General features: G+C 74.1%; 16 protein-coding genes. 4 read left to right on the top strand and 12 right to left on the bottom strand.

Features of this window, described 5'->3' with window-relative positions; genetic code table 11:
- Positions 1–999: 999 nt before the first annotated feature.
- Both GA0070610_RS17270 and GA0070610_RS17275 read right to left on the bottom strand, forming a co-directional pair.
- Positions 1,000–2,514, bottom strand: a complete 1,515-nt coding sequence (locus tag GA0070610_RS17270) for a replication-associated recombination protein A (protein ID WP_089000991.1) — start codon at positions 2,512–2,514, stop codon at positions 1,000–1,002.
- Positions 2,515–2,590: 76 nt separating this feature from the next.
- Positions 2,591–2,812, bottom strand: coding sequence for a hypothetical protein (locus GA0070610_RS17275; RefSeq protein ID WP_089000992.1), 222 nt, complete (start codon positions 2,810–2,812; stop codon positions 2,591–2,593).
- Positions 2,813–2,977: 165 nt separating this feature from the next.
- Between GA0070610_RS17275 and GA0070610_RS17280 the strand changes: the two genes are divergently transcribed.
- Positions 2,978–3,718, top strand: coding sequence for a GNAT family N-acetyltransferase (locus GA0070610_RS17280; RefSeq protein ID WP_089000993.1), 741 nt, complete (start codon positions 2,978–2,980; stop codon positions 3,716–3,718).
- A gap of 13 nt (positions 3,719–3,731) precedes the next feature.
- On the opposite strand, the gene GA0070610_RS17285 is transcribed toward GA0070610_RS17280, so the two are convergent.
- From GA0070610_RS17285 to GA0070610_RS17305, 5 genes are all read right to left on the bottom strand, one after another.
- Positions 3,732–5,072, bottom strand: a complete 1,341-nt coding sequence (locus tag GA0070610_RS17285) for an MFS transporter (RefSeq protein WP_089000994.1) — start codon at positions 5,070–5,072, stop codon at positions 3,732–3,734.
- On the bottom strand, positions 5,069–5,659 hold the full coding sequence (locus tag GA0070610_RS17290; protein ID WP_089000995.1) for an ArsR/SmtB family transcription factor: 591 nt from the start codon (positions 5,657–5,659) through the stop codon (positions 5,069–5,071). The genes GA0070610_RS17285 and GA0070610_RS17290 overlap by 4 nt, the downstream gene beginning before the upstream one ends.
- Positions 5,660–5,743: 84 nt before the next feature.
- Positions 5,744–6,556, bottom strand: a complete 813-nt coding sequence (locus tag GA0070610_RS17295; protein ID WP_089000996.1) for a sugar nucleotide-binding protein — start codon at positions 6,554–6,556, stop codon at positions 5,744–5,746.
- Positions 6,557–6,659: 103 nt separating this feature from the next.
- A complete protein-coding gene (gene aspS, locus GA0070610_RS17300) occupies positions 6,660–8,465 on the bottom strand; it encodes an aspartate--tRNA ligase (protein ID WP_089000997.1) in 1,806 nt (601 codons plus the stop codon).
- 146 nt (positions 8,466–8,611) lie between these two features.
- Entirely contained in the window at positions 8,612–9,487 is an 876-nt protein-coding gene (locus GA0070610_RS17305) for a hypothetical protein (protein WP_157747178.1), read from the bottom strand.
- An 86-nt stretch (positions 9,488–9,573) separates the two neighbouring features.
- Between GA0070610_RS17305 and GA0070610_RS31195 the strand changes: the two genes are divergently transcribed.
- Entirely contained in the window at positions 9,574–10,359 is a 786-nt protein-coding gene (locus tag GA0070610_RS31195) for a hypothetical protein (RefSeq protein ID WP_197697750.1), read from the top strand.
- 7 nt (positions 10,360–10,366) lie between these two features.
- On the opposite strand, the gene GA0070610_RS31200 is transcribed toward GA0070610_RS31195, so the two are convergent.
- Both GA0070610_RS31200 and GA0070610_RS17320 read right to left on the bottom strand, forming a co-directional pair.
- Complete coding sequence (locus tag GA0070610_RS31200; RefSeq protein ID WP_089001000.1) at positions 10,367–10,666, bottom strand: MFS transporter; 300 nt, start codon at positions 10,664–10,666, stop codon at positions 10,367–10,369.
- A gap of 341 nt (positions 10,667–11,007) precedes the next feature.
- Positions 11,008–12,057, bottom strand: a complete 1,050-nt coding sequence (locus tag GA0070610_RS17320; RefSeq protein ID WP_089001001.1) for a S1 family peptidase — start codon at positions 12,055–12,057, stop codon at positions 11,008–11,010.
- Between the two features lie 251 nt (positions 12,058–12,308).
- On the opposite strand from GA0070610_RS17320, the gene GA0070610_RS17325 reads away from it, so the two are divergent.
- Positions 12,309–13,139: a GDSL-type esterase/lipase family protein gene (locus GA0070610_RS17325; RefSeq protein ID WP_089001002.1), complete on the top strand. Its 831-nt coding sequence runs from the start codon at positions 12,309–12,311 to the stop codon at positions 13,137–13,139.
- Between the two features lie 65 nt (positions 13,140–13,204).
- Here GA0070610_RS17325 and GA0070610_RS17330 read toward each other — a convergent pair whose 3' ends face one another.
- Positions 13,205–13,681, bottom strand: a complete 477-nt coding sequence (locus tag GA0070610_RS17330; RefSeq protein ID WP_089001003.1) for a winged helix-turn-helix transcriptional regulator — start codon at positions 13,679–13,681, stop codon at positions 13,205–13,207.
- Positions 13,682–13,737: 56 nt separating this feature from the next.
- Between GA0070610_RS17330 and GA0070610_RS17335 the strand changes: the two genes are divergently transcribed.
- Positions 13,738–14,259 carry a PaaI family thioesterase gene (locus tag GA0070610_RS17335; RefSeq protein WP_089001004.1) on the top strand — a complete coding sequence of 174 codons (522 nt, stop codon included), beginning with the start codon at positions 13,738–13,740 and terminating at the stop codon, positions 14,257–14,259.
- A gap of 95 nt (positions 14,260–14,354) precedes the next feature.
- Here the strand turns inward: GA0070610_RS17335 and GA0070610_RS17340 are convergent, their stop codons facing one another.
- Positions 14,355–15,287, bottom strand: coding sequence for an acyl-ACP desaturase (locus GA0070610_RS17340; RefSeq protein WP_089001005.1), 933 nt, complete (start codon positions 15,285–15,287; stop codon positions 14,355–14,357).
- 69 nt (positions 15,288–15,356) lie between these two features.
- Positions 15,357–16,685, bottom strand: coding sequence for a histidine--tRNA ligase (gene hisS, locus GA0070610_RS17345; RefSeq protein WP_089003567.1), 1,329 nt, complete (start codon positions 16,683–16,685; stop codon positions 15,357–15,359).
- Positions 16,686–16,702: the final 17 nt, after the last annotated feature.

Below are 16,702 nucleotides of genomic sequence, written 5' to 3' on the forward strand. Positions count from 1 at the left end.
CGGCCGGACCTCGCCGCATCCGGCCGGAGCGGGGGTCACGGCCCTCGGCCGACGCCCCGCGCAGCTCGCCGGTCGGCGGACCGGCCGGCGGTTGGGCAGCGCCGGGAGGCGGGACGCCGACCCGGGCGGCGCCCACGGCACCGCCCGGCCGCGCGGCGGCCGGCGGCGGCGTGCCGTCCGGCACCGCCGCCCGCCCGTCGGGACGTCGGCCCGGGGGCGCCCCGGCGGGGTGCGGCGCGTCCGGCGTCTCCGGGTACGGGGGCACCGCCGCACCGGGGCGGGGTCCGCCCGGCACACCGGCGTGGGGGTGCGGGGGCGTGCCGGGCTGCGATCCGACGGCCGGTCCGGGCTGCGGCCGAGTCCGGGGGTCGGCCTGTGGGTACGCCGGGAAGCCACGCGGATCCGGCGCGACTCCCTGCGGACCGGCCGGGGCGACCGGCTGCGGGCCCGTCGGGGCGCCGGCCGGCGGGGGCGACGAGGCTGCGGCCTGCGGCCCCGTCGGGGCGCCGGGGGTGGGGCGCGGCCGCCGGTCCGGGCCGTCCGGACCGGGTTGGGGGCGGCCGGCGGCCGGGGGCCGAGGGCCGGGCTGGTGCGTCGGGACCGGCCCGGCGGCTGCGGGGCCGGCCGGCCGGGGCGGTTCCGGCGCGCCCGGCCAGGGCCCGTCCACCGGGCGGGGGCGCGGCGGCTCGACCTCGCCGCGGCGTACCGGGGGCGTGGCGGTCGGGCCGGGGCCACGGTGGGGTGCGGGCCCGGCCGGGCCCGCCGTCGTCGGCTCACCCGGGCGGGGGCCGGGAGGCGAGGCGGGCTCCACCCCGTCGGGGCCCAGCTCGGTGCGCTGCTGCTTGGCCGAGCGCAGGTCGTCGATCCAGCCGAACTCCTCGCCGCTGATCGGCTCCTCGGGCTCGGCCTCGGCCTTGCCCCGCCCCCAGCGGCGCCCCTTGGCGCGGGAGTCGCGCCGCTCGTCCGGGCCGTCCTCCGGTCGCTCCGAACCACGCGATCTCACTGGTGACCCTCCCCGGCGGCGTCGCTGCCGCCCTCTCGCGTCGCGTCGGCGCCGCCCGTTTCCGTCTGTCGGCGGCCGTTGCCGGCCGATCCGCCTCCGACCGCCACCGGTGTCTCCGGGGGCGCGGCCGGTGCGGGCAGCCCCCGGACGATACGGCGCAGCAGCGGCAGCCGGGTGGCGACCGCGCGCTCCGCGCCGTGCTGGCTGGGCCGGTAGTAGTCGGTGCCGGCGAGGTCGTCGGGGGCGTACTGCTGGGTGACCACGCCGCGCTGGTCGTCGTGGGGGTAGCGGTAGCCGGTCCCGTGCCCCAGCCCCTTGGCGCCCGAGTAGTGCGCGTCGCGCAGCCCGCGCGGAACCGGCCCGCCCCGGCCGGCGCGTACGTCGGCGATGGCCGCGCCGATGGCGGTGGTCGCCGAGTTGGACTTCGGGGCGGTCGCCAGGTGGATCACGGCCTGGGCGAGGTTGAGCTGCACCTCGGGCAGCCCGACGTACTCCACGGCGTGGGCGGCGGCGGTGGCCACGCTCAGCGCCGTCGGGTCGGCCATGCCGACGTCCTCGCTGGCGAAGATGACCAGGCGACGGGCGATGAACCGGGCGTCCTCGCCGGCGACCAGCATCCGGGCCAGCCAGTGCAGCGCGGCGTCCACGTCGGAGCCGCGCATGCTCTTGATGAAGGCGCTGGTGACGTCGTAGTGGGCGTCGCCGGCCCGGTCGTAGCGCACGGCCGCCACGTCGACCGCCTGCTCGGCGGTGGCGAGGTCGATCCGCCCGGCGCCGAGGGCCGTGGCGGAGGCCGCCGCCGCCTCCAGTGCCGTCAGCGCCTTGCGCACGTCACCGGCCGCGAGGCGTACGAGATGGTCCTCGGCCTCGGTCTCCAGGGTGAGCGCGCCGCCGAGCCCGCGCTCGTCGGTGACCGCGCGGCGCAGCAGGTCGCGCACCGCCGCGTCGTCCAGCGGCTGGAGGGTGAGCAGCACGCACCGCGACAGCAGGGGCGAGATGACCGAGAAGTACGGGTTTTCGGTGGTGGCCGCGAGCAGCGTGACCGTGCGGTCCTCGACGGCGGCGAGCAGCGAATCCTGTTGGGTCTTGCTGAACCGGTGCACCTCGTCGATGAAGAGCACCGTCTGCGGGCCGCCGGAGCGGCGCTGACGGCGGGCGGTGTCGATCACCGCGCGCACGTCCTTGACCCCGGCGGTCAGGGCCGACATCGCCACGAACCGGCGGTCCGTGGAACGGGCCACCAGGTGCGCGATGGTCGTCTTGCCGCTGCCGGGCGGGCCCCAGAGGATGACCGACATCGGCGCGGTGGCCGAGACCAGTTGACGCAGCGGGGCGCCGGGCGCGAGCAGGTGGTCCTGCCCGACCAGCTCGTCGATGCTGCGCGGGCGCATCCGGACGGGCAGCGGCGAATCCTCCCCCACCGCCGTGAACCCGTCCACGCCGACGGAACCCGCGGGCGCGGGGGGCGCCGCGGCGGGCTCACCGAGGGAGAAGAGGGCGTCGGACTCCATCACGGGAACAGTACCGGGCCCGGCCGACGGCGCGGGAAGCGCGCCGTCGGGCCGGGCCCGTGATGATCGGTTGCGGTCAGCCGCGACCGGGGCGCCGGCCCCGGTACCACCGGCCGCCGCCCCCGCCGCCCCCGCCGCGCGGGCCCCGGCCGACCCCGGCCAGGTACAGGGAGAGCAGCAGCAGGCCGATGAGCACGAGGGTGTTCCAGTTGAACAGGTCCGGGGCACCGAAGTTGGTGTCCAGCAGGTCGATGAGCAGGGCGAAGCCGAAAACGACCGCCGCGAGAATGGCGAGCATGACGTTCCTCCGGTGGGGGTTACCAGTGGGTCGGCGCGGGATGTACCCAATCGGTCCGCTCGTCAATCTCCAGGGTGGAGCGACCCGCTCTCCGGGCGGCCCTGCCGACGGCCGGGGGCCGGGGTACGCCCGCCGCCTGCCCCCGGCGCCTCCTAGGCTGGAGGCATGATCATCGCCGACCAGGCCCTGGAGGGGCGCGACGCCATCCTGACGGCCGCCGGCCACCACCCGTACGCCCGGCACGCGCTCACCCGCGGCGAGGTGCCACGCGGCTGGCGGCGCGGCGAGGCGGTGGGCTGGCTGCTGCCGGCGGAGCACGGCCCGCGCGGCGGCGCGCTCGGCGCCCCCGGGCCGGCGGTCGAGCTCTTCGCCAACCTGCTCGCGCGCGGCGCCCTGCGGCCGGGTCAGTGGCTGCACCTGCCGCGGCTCGACCCGGCGGCGCTGCCCGGCCGGCTGGCCGTGGCCCGCCACGACGAGTGGGACTTCCTCTGGACCACCCAGGCGTCGCCGCGCCAGCCCGACGAGGAGCGGGTGGTCCGGCTCACCGAGGCCGACCATCCGGCGCTGACCGCCCTGATCGACGAGGCGTTCCCCACCACCACCTCCCGCCCGGGCGACCCGAGGATCGTCGACTGGTACGGCATCCGCGACGGCGACCGGATCGTCGCCTGCGGCGCCGACCGCAGCCGGGGCGACATCGGCTTCCTCGCGGGCCTGGCCGTCGCCCCCGACCGGCGGGGCCGAGGTCTGGGCGCGGCGCTGACCGCCGCGATGACCCGGGCCCTGCTCGCCCGCCACGACACCGTGGCGCTCGGCGTCTACAGCGTCAACGTCGGGGCGATCCGGCTCTACCGGCGGCTCGGCTTCGCCGCGAGCCTGGCCCGCAGCTCGGTGCAGCTGGCCTGAGCGCCCGGCACGGTCAGCCGCCGCGCGGCGCGGCGGCGGACGCCGGGTCGGAGACGGGGCCCGATCCGGTACGGGCACCCGGAGCCGCACCGGCCGCCGAGACCGCATCGGCTGCCGGGGCGCGGTGGCGGGCCCGCCAGGCCGGCAGGTAGAGCGGCGCGGCGAGGGCCAGCACCACGGCGCCGACCAGCATCGCGACGCTGACACTGACCGTGTCGGCGAGCGCCGTCAGCACGATGGCGCCGACCGCGAAACCCGGCTGGCCCATCATCGAGTTCAAAGAGATCACACTGGTCCGGTAGGGGCCGTCGACCTGCCGGTGCAGCAGCCCCATGTGCAGCGGGTTGGACGCCCCGTGCACCGTGTAGCAGGCGAGGTAGGCGACCAGCACCCCGACCGGGCCGGCCAGCAGGCCCATCCCGACGATCGTCGCGCCCTGCACGATCCGCAGCAGGGCGGCGCTCGGCGCGGCACCCAGCCAACGCAGCAGCAGCGGGGTGAGCGCCGCGCCGGCCCCACCGGCGAGCCAGGCCGCCGAGCTGGCGGGCCCCAGCAGCGCCGCCGCCCGGTCCGGACCGCCGACCACCTCGGCCAGCCGGACCGGCAGCAGCGACTCGAAGGTGACCATCCCGAAGCCCCAGAACAACTCCACGCAGACAAGGGCGAGCAGCACCCGGGAGCGGCGCAGCAGCCCGAACGCCTGCCGGACCATCCGGGGCGCCTCGGCGACCGACGCCCGCAGCGCGCCGGCGCCCCGGGCCGGGCCGACCTCCCGCAGCAGCACCAGCAGGGCAACCAGGGCCACCGTCTGGAGGGCGATCGCGACCAGCACCGGCACGGCCAACGCGCTGACCGGCCCGATCGGACCCAGCGCGACCAGGCCGCCACCGAGCAGGGCGCCGGCGGCCATGGCGACGCCGATGACGGTGCCGGCGTGGCCGAGGCCCGGCTCGTAGGAGGCGTCCGGGTCAGCGGCGAGGGTGGCGTCGACGTACCAGGCTTCCATCGGGCCGCTGTCGAGCGCCCGGAAGACGCCCTGCAAAGCCCAGACCAGGAAGAACAGCGCGAACGAGTCGGCCACGGCGAAGAGCGCGAGCGAGACGAGGTTGACCAGCCAGGCCACCACCAGGACGGGACGGCGCCCGAGGGCGTCGGCGAGGCCGCCGGTGGGCAGTTCCAGGGCCAGCACGACCAGGCCCTGGGCGACCGTCACAAAGCCGATCTGCGACAACGTCAGGCCGCGCTCCTGCATGAGCAGGATCATCACGGGGACCATCAGGCCGGTGGGCAGCCAGCGCAGGCCGTGCAGCAGCAGGAACCGGCGCCGGACCTGGCGTACGGACAACGTGCTCACCGTTTTCCCTCCACCCGGGGGAAGGCGGCCAGGAAGACGAGCACCGACTCCGCCTCGGGCTCGTCTGGCACCTGCTCGTCGCGGTAGCGCTCGAGCAACTGCCACAGCTCGTCGTTGAGTGCCCGCAGGCGCGCCGGGCCGAGCGTCAGCAGGACGTCGCTCATGCCGGCGGCGTCGCGCCACTGCCGGGAGTAGCCGTGCTCGGCGGCCATCCAGCGCTCGGCCAGCTCGGCCAGCAGCCGCACCTGGTCGGCCTGGATCCACTGCACGGCGGCCCGGGCGTCCGGGTCGTCGTCGAAGTCGGTCGGCTCGAAGTTGCTGATGTCGTGCGCCGCCCGCCACCACCGCTGCCGGCCGGTGCCCCGGTCGAGGTCCTCCGTCACCAGGCCCACCTCGGCGAGCTGGCGCAGGTGGTAGCTGGTCGCCCCGGTGTTGGTGTCCAACTTGTCGGCCAGCGTGGTCGCGGTTGCGGGACCGTCCGCACGCAACGTGCCGAGCAGCCGCATCCGCAGCGGATGGGCGAGGGTGCGCACCTGCCGGGCGTCCAGGTGGACCGTGCGCGGGGCAGCCGGTCGTTCATTCTGCATGGGTGCACAATAGCTCTGCACACTTCCTATGCACAATAGCCGTGCATAGGAAGTGTGCGTCGACCGAGCCAGCCCCCGGGCGGATCAGCGGGTGAGCAGTTCGCGCACCCCGCGCAGGCGGGTGCGGAGCAGCCCGGCGGCGCGGGTCGAGTCGAGGCGCACCTCCGCGGGGCGGAGCACGCCGGTGGCGACGCCGGTGGTGGTCTTCATGCCGGCCGGGTCGATGCCGGAGTGCGCGGCGACCAGCAGGCCCAGTTCCGCGCGGCTGACCGCGTCCGGACCGGCCACGTTGAGCGGGCCGGCGTAGTCGGTGCCGAGCAGTTCCAGCACGGCGGCGGCCAGGTCGGTGACGTCGATCGGACAGCGCAGTTCGTCGGTGAACAGGCTCGCCCGGCCGGCGAGCGCGTCGTGGCAGAGCTGGATCTGCTTGCTCCCCTCCCCGACGATCAGGGAGGTACGCACCAGCGCCGCGCCCGGGTCGAGCACGCGCACCGCGGTCTCGGCGGCCGCCTTGGCCGCCCCGTACGGGAACACCGGGCTGGGTGGCTCGTCGTCGGCGTACGGCTCGGGGCGGCCGGCGTGCAGCGCGTCGCTGGAGATGTGCACCAGCCGGGCTCCCGCCTCGGCGGCGGCGCATGCGACGTGCGCCGCGCCGTCCGCGGTGACCGCCCAGTCGCCGTACCGGTAGGGGGTGCCGACGACCGCGTCCGGGCGCACCTCGGCGACCAGCGCGCGGACCGCGGCGCCGTCGGTCACGTCCAGTCGGCGCGCCGCCACCCCCGGCGTCGCGATCGCCCCCGAGTGGTACGTCCCCACCACGGCCCACCCGGCACCCACCGCCTGCCGGCACACCTGGGCGCCCAGAAACCCACTACCCCCCACCACGAGCAGCCTCATCCCGCCCCACCTCCAGAGTTGACCATGAAGTTGTTGTCGCGACACGCCGGGGAGCAACGCAACAACTTCATGATCAACCCAAGGAGGTCGGCGGTGGGCCGGATCAGGTGGGGTCGGCGACCGGGGCGGCCGGGCCGGCCGTGCCGGTGTGCGGCGCCGCGGCCGGCTTCGGCTTGGCGTCGATGCCGGCCTCGGTGCGCTGCTGGGCGGTGATCGGCGTCGGCGCGCCGGTCAGCGGGTCGAAGCCGCCCCGGGTCTTCGGGAAGGCGATGACCTCGCGGATCGAGTCGGCGCCGGCGAGCAGCATGCAGACCCGGTCCCAGCCGAACGCGATGCCGCCGTGCGGCGGGGCGCCGTACTTGAACGCCTCCAGCAGGAAGCCGAACTTGTCCTGCGCCTCCTCGGGGGTGATGCCGAGCAGGTCGAAGACCCGCTTCTGCACGTCGCCCCGGTGGATACGGATGGAGCCGCCGCCGATCTCGTTGCCGTTGCAGACGATGTCGTAGGCGTAGGCCAGCGCCCGGTCCGGCGCCTCCTCGAACCGGTCGACCCACTCGGCGTTCGGCGAGGTGAACGGGTGGTGCACGGCCGTCCAGCCGCCCTCGTCGGTCTTCTCGAACATCGGCGCGTCGACCACCCAGCAGAACGCCCAGGCGCTCTCGTCGACCAGCCCGGCCCGCTTGGCGATCTCGATGCGGGCCGCGCCCAGCAATTCCTGCGCCTCACGGGCGTTGGCGCTGGCGGCGAAGAAGACCGCGTCGCCCGGCTTGGCGCCGACCGCGTCGGCGAGCCCGCCCAGGTGCTCGGCGGAGAGGTTCTTCGCCACCGGCCCGCGCGCCTCGCCGGTCTCGGCGTCGAGCACCACGTACGCCAGGCCGCGCGCGCCGCGCGCCTTCGCCCAGTCCTGCCAGCCGTCGAGCTCCTTGCGGCTCTGCGCCGCGCCACCCGGCATGACGACCGCGCCGACGTAGCCGCCCGCGTCGATCGCACCGGCGAAGACCCGGAACGCGGTGCCGCGCAGGTAGTCGGTCAGCTCGGTCAGCTCGACGCCGTAGCGCAGGTCGGGCTTGTCGGAGCCGTAGCGGGCCATCGCGTCGTGCCAGGTGATGCGCGGGATCGGCCGGGAGATCTCGTGGCCGGCCAGGTCCTTCCAGAGCGCCGAGACGATCGCCTCACCGAGGTCGATGACGTCGTCCTCGGTGACGAAGGACATCTCGATGTCGAGCTGCGTGAACTCCGGCTGCCGGTCGGCGCGGAAGTCCTCGTCGCGGTAGCAGCGGGCGATCTGGTAGTACCGCTCCATGCCGCCGACCATCAGCAGCTGCTTGAACAGCTGCGGCGACTGCGGCAGCGCGTACCAGCTGCCGGGCTGCAGGCGCACCGGCACCAGGAAATCACGGGCGCCCTCCGGGGTGGACCGCGTCAGCGTCGGGGTCTCGATCTCCAGGAAGTCCCGCTCGTGCAGCACCGTGCGGGCGAGCTGGTTGGCCCGCGAACGCAGCCGCATCGCCTTCGCCGGCCCGCTGCGGCGCAGGTCGAGGTAGCGGTAGCGCAGCCGGATGTCGTCGCCGGCCTCGACCTGGTCGTCCACCGGCAGGGGCAGCGGCGCGGCCTCCGAGAGCACCTCCAGCTCGGCGGCGGTCACCTCGATCTCGCCGGTCGGCAGCTCCGGGTTCTCGTTGCCCTCGGGGCGGCGGGTCACCTCGCCGGTCACCCGGACGCAGAACTCGTTGCGCAGCGCGTGCGCGTCCTCCTCGCGGAACACCACCTGGACCACGCCGGAGGCGTCGCGCAGGTCGACGAAGATCACGCCGCCGTGGTCGCGCCGGCGGGCCACCCACCCGGCGAGCGTCACCGTGGTGCCGGCGTCCGTCGCGCGCAGGCTGCCGGCGTCATGGGTACGGATCACGACTAGCGTCTCCTCATCTGCGGTACACCGTTACCCCTGGCATTCTGTCAGCCCTGCCGTGCGTGGGTCCGCGCCACCCGTCGAGGGTCATGCTCCGCGTCGAGTGGCCCGTCGGCTCCGCCGACGACGGCGGTGCGCCCGCAGCCTCAGTCCTCCGGGATGTTCCATGCGGTGGCCCGGAGGACGACCGAGCGCTCGTTGCTGATCGAGACGACCTCGATCAGCACCATCCGCCAGTCGTCGCGCCGCTCCCGGGCCTTGGCGTAGCTGGTGCTGACGCAGAGCCAACTGCCCTTGCGCAGCGGCACCTCCGCGTTCTCGGCGATCGGCGCGGCGCGGATCGCGTCCGCGCACTCCTGCGGCCGCATGCCGGCGCGCGCCATCTCGCTGCCGTCCACGCCCGCGCCCAACTGCACGTACGGCGCCCCCGCCTGGCAGTCCGGACTGAACGTCAGATCGGAGCTGCCGAGGCCGACGTTCGCCCGCGGCTCGTCGAGGTCGACGTACATCTCGGCGAAGCACTTCGCCGGGTTGAGCGTCAGACTCTGCGCCTCGTACTTCTCCTGGTAGACGGTCCGCTCGTTGAGCACCGGAGGCTGCCCCGGCGAGCGCGGCGCCTCCGCCGGCCCGGTTCCGCCGTCAGGTGTGACTGCCGGATCACTCGGCGACGGAAGGGAAGACGACTCGGAACCGGCGGGTGTGGCGGTGGGCACGACGATCGGCGAGCGGGCCGACGCGATGTCCCGCGCCGTGCGTGCCTGGTCGAGCGCCCGCCAGGAGACGACGGCGGAACCGAACGACGCCAGCAGGGCCAGCACCGCGATGCCGAGCACCACCGCGCCGAACCGGTTGCGCCGGGAACCGCCCGGCGAGGGCGCGGACGGGGGACGCGTCGCGCTCGACGCCCACGGCTGCGGGACCTCGGTGCCGCCGACAGGCGGGGAGGGAGGCGTCGTGCCGGGCTGGTGCGGCGTCGCCGGAGAATTCGCGGATGACTCCTGCGGGGGGTCGGACTGGTTCACACCTACCACCTCCTGCAATGGCAGAGGTCGATTCGACATCGCCGGGCCGCCAGTGCTCACCGGCTTGAGCCCGCACGTTATCAGGAATGCGTGACACCTCGGGCGGAGTAATCTTCGACAGCGCGAAGGTGACAATACTCCGACAGACATCTGCGTTGGACCGACACGGCCACGGCCATGGCGAAGGGACGATGCGAGGCATGGAAGACTCGGGCCAGCGCCGGGCGGCGAGCCCCTTCGTGCGGGTGACCCTGATATTCACCGCGCTGGGCGTGCTGTTCACCGCGCTCACTCTCGCGCGGGACGTCTCCGGCTGGGACCTCGGGTGGGGAAAGGCAGACCGCTCCGCCGCACCGACACGTACGCCGGAGGCCGGCCCGGTGAACCCGCCCGGCTCCGGGCCCGCCAAGGTCGCGCCGGCCGGATCGCCGACCGCGGTCCGACTGGACACGCTGCCGGTCGAGGCCGGTGCGGCCAATCTCGTGAAACTGCCACGGCAACTGGTCGGCCGCCCGGAATACGATCGGTCGATCGTCATCAATTGCCCGAGAAACACCGGATCGGACAAGCAGCGGGAAGTCACGTACCGGTTGCAGCGACGCTTTCTCGACCTGACCGCGACCGTCCGGCCGTATTTCCCGTCACCGGACGACCGCGACGGCGCGGTGCTCGTCTACGCGCAGGTGACGATCCACGAGAAGGACGACACCGTCACCCGCGTCGTACGGGGGCAGCAGTTCGAGGCACGGATGGACGCCCCCCGCGACCTCGTCGCGGACGTGGAGGGCGCCGACGAACTCGTACTGCGGATCCAGTGTGAGTTCCCGGATGGTGCGGTCGTGTTCACCGGCGCGAGCGTCACCGCCGGCTGACGCGGGGTCAGTCGCGTGGGTCGGCCGGCAGGAGGTGGTTCACCACCATCTCCCCGACGGTCGGCCCCCGGGCCCGCTCCTCGACCCCCCGGTCGGCACCGGTGAGCCGGCCGCCGTGCTGGCGCAGGTGCTCCGCCCAGGATGGCACCTGGTAGACTTCGACGTAGCCGTCCGCCCGTTCCCCCGTGCGGAACAGGTCCCAGCGCATCGCCCCCGTACGCCGTCGGGACCTGCCCACCAGGCACATCGCCGCGACGAACTCCGCCTGCCGCTCCGGCGGCACCGTGCAGGAGACGGTCACCAGCACCCGGCCCGGTTTGCGGGTCCGCCGGCAGCGTCAGGCACGGCTCGGGCCACCAGACCGCCGGGTCCCGGTCGAGGCCCCGGGTCTCCCGCAGCGGCCAGAGCGGCACGCTCGCCACGCCGACGGCCTGCATCCAGGTGCCCACGTTGCTGGCCAGCACCGCCAGCCAGAAACTGCGGAACGCGGCGAGCCGCAGCGGGGCCCAGGCGGGCGGGGGCGTCGGCGGCGGGCGGCGTCGCGGAGGCGCTCACCGGCCGGAACCTGCGGGGTCCAGTCCGGCGAACCGCTCCGGGCACGCGGACGGGCCGCCGGGATCACCCGACGGCCCGCTGCGGTGCGTTCGATCAGAAGATGCTGACGCCGTAGCGGCTCAGCGCCTCGCCGACCGGCTGGAAGTAGGTCGTGCCGCCGGTGCGGCAGTTGCCGCTGCCACCGGAGGTCAGGCCCAGGGCGGTCGAGCCGCTGAACAGCGAGCCGCCGCTGTCGCCCGGCTCGGCGCAGACGTTGGTGCGGATCAGGCCGGAGACCGAGCCCTCGGCGTAGTTCACCGTGGCGTTGAGCGCGGTCACCCGACCGCTGCGCAGGCCGGTGGTGCTGCCGGAGCGCTGCACCGACTGGTTGACGTAGGCGTTGCCGGCCGCGGTGATGTCGCGGTAGCTGCCGTTGTAGAGGTAGACGTTGCCGGCGGCGTTGGCGGAGTTGTTGTGCCGCACGATGCCGTAGTCGTTGCCCGGGAAGCTGCTGCCGGCGCGGCTGCCCAGCAGGTTGGTCTGGGCGGAGTTGCTGTACCAGCTCGACGAGATGTTGGTGCAGTGCCCGGCGGTCAGGAAGTAGTAGGTGCTGCCGCTGCGGACGTTGAAGCCGAGGGAGCAGCGACCGCCGCCACCGGCGTAGATGGCCTGGCCGCCGGAGATCCGGGTGCTGAGCACGCCGGCCTCGGACTCGATGCGGATCGCGCCGTTCATCCGCTCGGCGGCGGCCTTGACGCGCTCCAGCTTGGCGCCGGTGACGGTGCTGTCGACGGAGACGACGACCTGGTTGGTGGCCGGGTCGGTCCACCACGCGGTGCCGGGGATCTTGGCGGAGCGGTCCAGCTCCGAGGTGGCCCGGGCCAGCTCGCTGGCGCCCCGCTTGACCAGCTTCGGGGTGGCGCCGGCGGCGCTGACCTGGCGGGCGGCGAGCGCGTCGGTCACGGTGACGACCATCTTGCCGCTGGCGTCGGCGTACGTGCCGGCGGAGCGGTCGCCGAGGCGCTCGGCCAGGCCGGCGGCGGCGTCGGGGGAGGCGAACGAGGGTGCGGCCTGGGCGGGCGCGCCGATCAGCGAGCCGGCGACCATGGCACCGGCCGCGGCGACGACGGCGGCACGACGGAGCGAGGACCTCGTGGGTCGCATGTAACAAACCTCCAGGGAGGGGTCTCGGGCCCTCGTCGGGGCGACAAGGGCCTGGATCAGCCCGTCCGGCCTGGGGGAACCAGGCGGGCTGAGTGAAGTATTCACATACTTGAGTGAGTAGGCAAGACCCGGCTTTGTCCTTTTCGCCCCGGCTACGGCGGCCACTGGCCCGAAACATTGTGGACACTGACGTGTGTCTATACGCTCGACCCACCGTCCCACCATCCGGTACGCGCGATCCGGAGGCCACCATGAAGTCCGCCCGACGACTCCTCGCTCCCCTCGCCGCCCTCACCGCCCTCGTCCTGCTGGCCGCCAGCCCGGCCGCCGCCGACCCCGGCCCGCCCCCGAACTCGATGGCCAGCCTCGGTGACTCGATCACCCGCGGGTTCAACGCCTGCGGCTGGTTCGCCGACTGCACCTCCCGGTCCTTCAGCACCGGCGGCGACTCCACGGTGAACAGCCAGTACCTGCGCATCCGCGCGACCAACCCCGCCATCGACGGGCGCAACCACAACGACGCGCGCAGCGGCGCGAAGTCCGCCGACATGTACGGTCAGGCCGGCACCGCCGTCAGCCAGGGCGTCGACTACGTCACCATGCTGATCGGCGCCAACGACGCCTGCACCAGCACGGAGGCGGCGATGACGCCGGTGGCCACCTACCGCGCCAACATCGACGCCGCGCTCGGTCGCCTCAAGGCCGGGCTGCCCACGGCCCGGGTCCAGCTGATCAGCGTGCCGGACATCCACCGGCTCTGGGCCGTCGGCAAGGACAGCGGCAGCGCCCGCACCGCCTGGTCGCTGTTCGGCATCTGCCAGTCGATGCTGGCCAACCCGACCTCCACGGCGCAGGCGGACGTGGACCGGCGCAGCCGCGTACGCCAGCGGGTCGTCGACTACAACGCCCAGCTCGCCCAGGCCTGCGCCGCGTACGGGCCGAACTGCGACTTCGACGACAACGCCGTGTTCGGCTACCCGTTCACCCTCGGCCAGCTCTCCAGCTGGGACTACTTCCACCCGAACGCCTCGGGGCAGCGGGTGCTGGCGAGCGTCTCGTACGCCGCCGGGTTCGGCTGGTAGCGGGCCCGACCGACGCGCGGGCGGCGACCGCCGTCCGCGCGTCGCGGCACGGGCCCGCCGGCGGTTCAGCCGGCGCGGCGGCGCGCCCCGGGCCCCGGTCGCGGCACCACGTCGCGCGGCCGGGCGATCTCGTGCCCGCGCTCGCAGCGCAGCTCGACGCGGACCTCGGCGCCGCAGTCGCGGTGCGCGACCGTCAACGGCGACCCCTCCGGGTCGGCCAGGTAGCGGTCCCCCCAGCCGAGGACGGCGACCAGCACCGGCCACAGGTCGAGCCCCATCTCGGTCAGCCGGTACTCGTGGCGCTCGCGGCTGCCGGGCTCCCGGTAGGGCTCGCGCCGCAGGACGCCGCGTTCCACCAGCATCGCCAGCCGGTTGGCCAGCACCTGCCGGGGTACGCCGGTGCGCACCCGCATGTCGTCGAAGCGGCGGACGCCGTTGAAGACCTCGCGCAGGACCACGAGGGTCCACCGCTCGCCGAGGATCTCCATCGCGCGGGCGATGGTGCAGTTCTCCACCGACCAGTCCAGTGCCGCGGGTCTCATGCGCCCCAGGCTAGGTCTGATTGACAGACTCAGCAACGCGCTGCCAGGCTGAATCCATGACACAGACGCAGGATCCGGCGCGCAGCCGTACCTTCTCGTGGTCCGACCCGGGCATCAACGCCGCGCACGTCGGCCGGCGCGGCGGCCTGGAACTGCTCCGCGCGATGATCGCCGGCGAGCTGGCGGCGCCGCCCATCATGCACCTGGTCGACATGTCCCGCATGGAGGCCGACGAGGGGTGGGTGGCCGTCGAACTCGTCCCGCAGGAGTTCCACTACAACCCGCTCGGCACCGTGCACGGCGGGGTCATCTCCACCCTGCTGGACACCGCCGCGGCGTGCGCGGTGCACACCACCCTGCCGGCCGGGGTCGGCTACACCTCGCTGGACCTGAACGTGAAGTTCCTCCGCCCGGTCACCGTCGCGAGCGGCACCCTGCGCTGCGAGGGCACCGTCCTGCAGAGCGGCCGCCGCACGGCCCTGGCCGAGGCGAAGCTGCTCGACGCGAAGTCGCGCCTGGTCGCCCACGCCACCTCGACCTGCCTCCTCTTCCCCCTCGACCCCCCGCCCACCGAGTAGTCGATCACGCAGTTGTGGTGCCGGGATCCTGGTGGCTCAGGCGTTCCGTCCCCCGCCACGACTGCATGCTCGTCGGCTCTGGCGCCGGGCCGGGGTCAGCGGGAGGCGAGGCGGGCGGCGCGGGCGTCGCGCTTCTCCTCGAAGCGGGACGCGGCGCGCTCCAGGTCGTCCAGGTGCGCCGCGATCTGGTCGCGGGCGGCCTCGCCGTCGGCGTCGAGGCCGGTCACGTCGAAGACGTCCCACTGGCGCAGCACCGGGGCCACCACGTCGTCGCGGTGCTGGCGCAGGTCGTAGATGCCGGCGAGGGCGATCGCCACGGACTTGCGGGCGAAGCCGTCGATGCCGTTGCCGGGCATCTGGAAGTCGGCCACCACGTCGGCGACCGCGCGCATCGCCTGGCTCGGCGCCAGCTCGAAGGCCGCCGCCAGCAGGTTGCGGTAAAAGACCATGTGCAGGTTCTCGTCGGCCGCGACCCGGGCCAGCAGCGCCTCGCACGCCGGATCCCCGGTGACCCGACCGGTGTTGCGGTGCGAGATGCGGGTGGCCAACTCCTGGAACGAGACGTACGCCAGGGAGTGCAGGACCTCGTCGTCGTGCACGTTGGCGTAGCCGGCGGACATGTGCGTCATCCGGGCCCGCTCCAGCGCCACCGGGTCCACCGCCCGGGTGACGGTCAGGTAGTCGCGGATGGCGGTGCCGTGGCGCCCCTCCTCGGCGGTCCACCGGTGCACCCACGTGCCCCAGGCGCCGTCGCGGCCGAACAGGGTGGCGATCTCGTGGTGGTACGAGGGCAGGTTGTCCTCGGTCAGCAGGTTGACGATCAGCGCGGTACGGGCCACGTCGGGGATCGTCGAGTCGGACTCCGACCACGCCTCGCCGCCCAGCGGCCCGTCGAAGGTGCGCCCCTCGCTCCACGGCACGTACTCGTGCGGGAACCACTCCTTGGCGACGGCCAGGTGCCGGTCGAGGTTCTTCTCGACGACGGGTTCCAGCTCCCGGAGAAGGGCGGTCTGGCTGAGTGCGGTCACGACGATCTCCTTACGGTGGCGTAACTTACGCCACCGTAGGTCCGATCGCGCGTACGCGCCAGTAATGTCTCAGCTGACCAGCGGCCGCAGGTCCGCCCGGGGCGGCGTCCACTCCCCCGCCGCCGCGGCGACCTGCTCGCCGGAACGGATGTCCTTCACCTCGTCGGCCGCGCCGTCCGCCCCCGGGAACCACACGTACGGGATGCCCCGCCGCTCGGCGTAGCGGATCTGCTTGCCGAACTTCGCCGCGCTCGGCGACACCTCGGTCGATACGCCCCGCGAGCGCAGCGCCTCGGCCACCCGGTTGCTGGCGGCACGCCGCTCCTCGCTGGTCACCGCGACGAGGACGCAGGTCGGCACGTCGCGCGACACCGACAGCGCCCCGGCGCCGAAGAGCAGCCCGAGCAGCCGGGTCACCCCGATCGAGATGCCCACCCCCGGGAAGCGGGTGGCGCCGGCGCTGGCCAGGTTGTCGTACCGGCCGCCGGAGCAGATCGAGCCGAAGCGCTCGTAGCCGACCAGCTGCGTCTCGTAGACGGTGCCGGTGTAGTAGTCCAGGCCACGGGCGATGCGCAGGTCGGCCACGCACAGCCCCGGCGAGTGCGCGGCGGCCGTCTCGACGACCCGGACCAGCTCCTCGACGCCCTCGTCGAGCAGCGGGTCACTGACGCCCAGGGCGCGTACGGCGTCGGCGAAGGAGGCGTCCGGCGCGGAGATCTCCGCCAGCGCCAGACACGCCTTCGCCTGCGCCTCGCTCGCCCCGGCGGTCTGCGCCAGCAGCTCGGCCACCTTCGCCGGGCCGATCTTGTCGAGCTTGTCCACCGCGCGCAGGGCCGCCTCGGGGTCGGTCAGCCCGATGCCCCGGTAGAAGCCCTCGCAGATCTTGCGGTTGTTGACCTGGATCCGCACCGGCGGGATCGGCAGCGAACGCAGCGCGTCGCCGATCACCAGCGGCATCTCGGCCTCGTGGTGCGCCGCGAGGGTGTCCCGGTCGACGATGTCGATGTCGGCCTGGAGGAACTCGCGGTAGCGCCCCTCCTGCGGCCGCTCGCCCCGCCACACCTTCTGGATCTGGTAGCGGCGGAACGGGAACTGGAGCTTGCCGGCGTTCTCCAGCACGTAGCGGGCGAACGGCACGGTCAGGTCGAAGTGCAGGCCGAGCGCGTCGTCGCCGGCCGGGCCGTCGGTGTCGGCCTGAAGGCGCCGGATCAGGTAGACCTCCTTGGAGGTCTCCCCCTTGCGCAGCAACTGGTCCAGCGGCTCCACCGCGCGGGTCTCCAGCGGGGCGAAGCCGTACAGCTCGAAGGTGTCGCGGATCCTGTCGAGGACGTACTGCTCGATCATCCGCTGCGCGGGCGTCCACTCCGGGAAGCCGGAGATGGGCGTGGGCTTGCTCATGATGCTCCGTTCGCGGT

The sequence above is a fragment of the Micromonospora echinofusca genome (genome assembly GCF_900091445.1).
Lineage (GTDB): Bacteria > Actinomycetota > Actinomycetes > Mycobacteriales > Micromonosporaceae > Micromonospora > Micromonospora echinofusca.

Coding starts and splice junctions, on each gene's coding strand:
- GA0070610_RS31195 (WP_197697750.1), top strand. CDS start 9,574: ATGCGTGACACCTCGGGCGGAGTAATCTTCGACAGCGCGAAGGTGACA.
- GA0070610_RS17290 (WP_089000995.1), bottom strand. CDS start 5,659: ATGCAGAATGAACGACCGGCTGCCCCGCGCACGGTCCACCTGGACGCC.
- GA0070610_RS17295 (WP_089000996.1), bottom strand. CDS start 6,556: ATGAGGCTGCTCGTGGTGGGGGGTAGTGGGTTTCTGGGCGCCCAGGTG.
- GA0070610_RS17330 (WP_089001003.1), bottom strand. CDS start 13,681: ATGAGACCCGCGGCACTGGACTGGTCGGTGGAGAACTGCACCATCGCC.
- GA0070610_RS17280 (WP_089000993.1), top strand. CDS start 2,978: ATGATCATCGCCGACCAGGCCCTGGAGGGGCGCGACGCCATCCTGACG.
- GA0070610_RS17270 (WP_089000991.1), bottom strand. CDS start 2,514: ATGGAGTCCGACGCCCTCTTCTCCCTCGGTGAGCCCGCCGCGGCGCCC.
- GA0070610_RS17325 (WP_089001002.1), top strand. CDS start 12,309: ATGAAGTCCGCCCGACGACTCCTCGCTCCCCTCGCCGCCCTCACCGCC.
- hisS (WP_089003567.1), bottom strand. CDS start 16,685: ATGAGCAAGCCCACGCCCATCTCCGGCTTCCCGGAGTGGACGCCCGCG.
- GA0070610_RS17335 (WP_089001004.1), top strand. CDS start 13,738: ATGACACAGACGCAGGATCCGGCGCGCAGCCGTACCTTCTCGTGGTCC.
- GA0070610_RS17275 (WP_089000992.1), bottom strand. CDS start 2,812: ATGCTCGCCATTCTCGCGGCGGTCGTTTTCGGCTTCGCCCTGCTCATC.
- GA0070610_RS17320 (WP_089001001.1), bottom strand. CDS start 12,057: ATGCGACCCACGAGGTCCTCGCTCCGTCGTGCCGCCGTCGTCGCCGCG.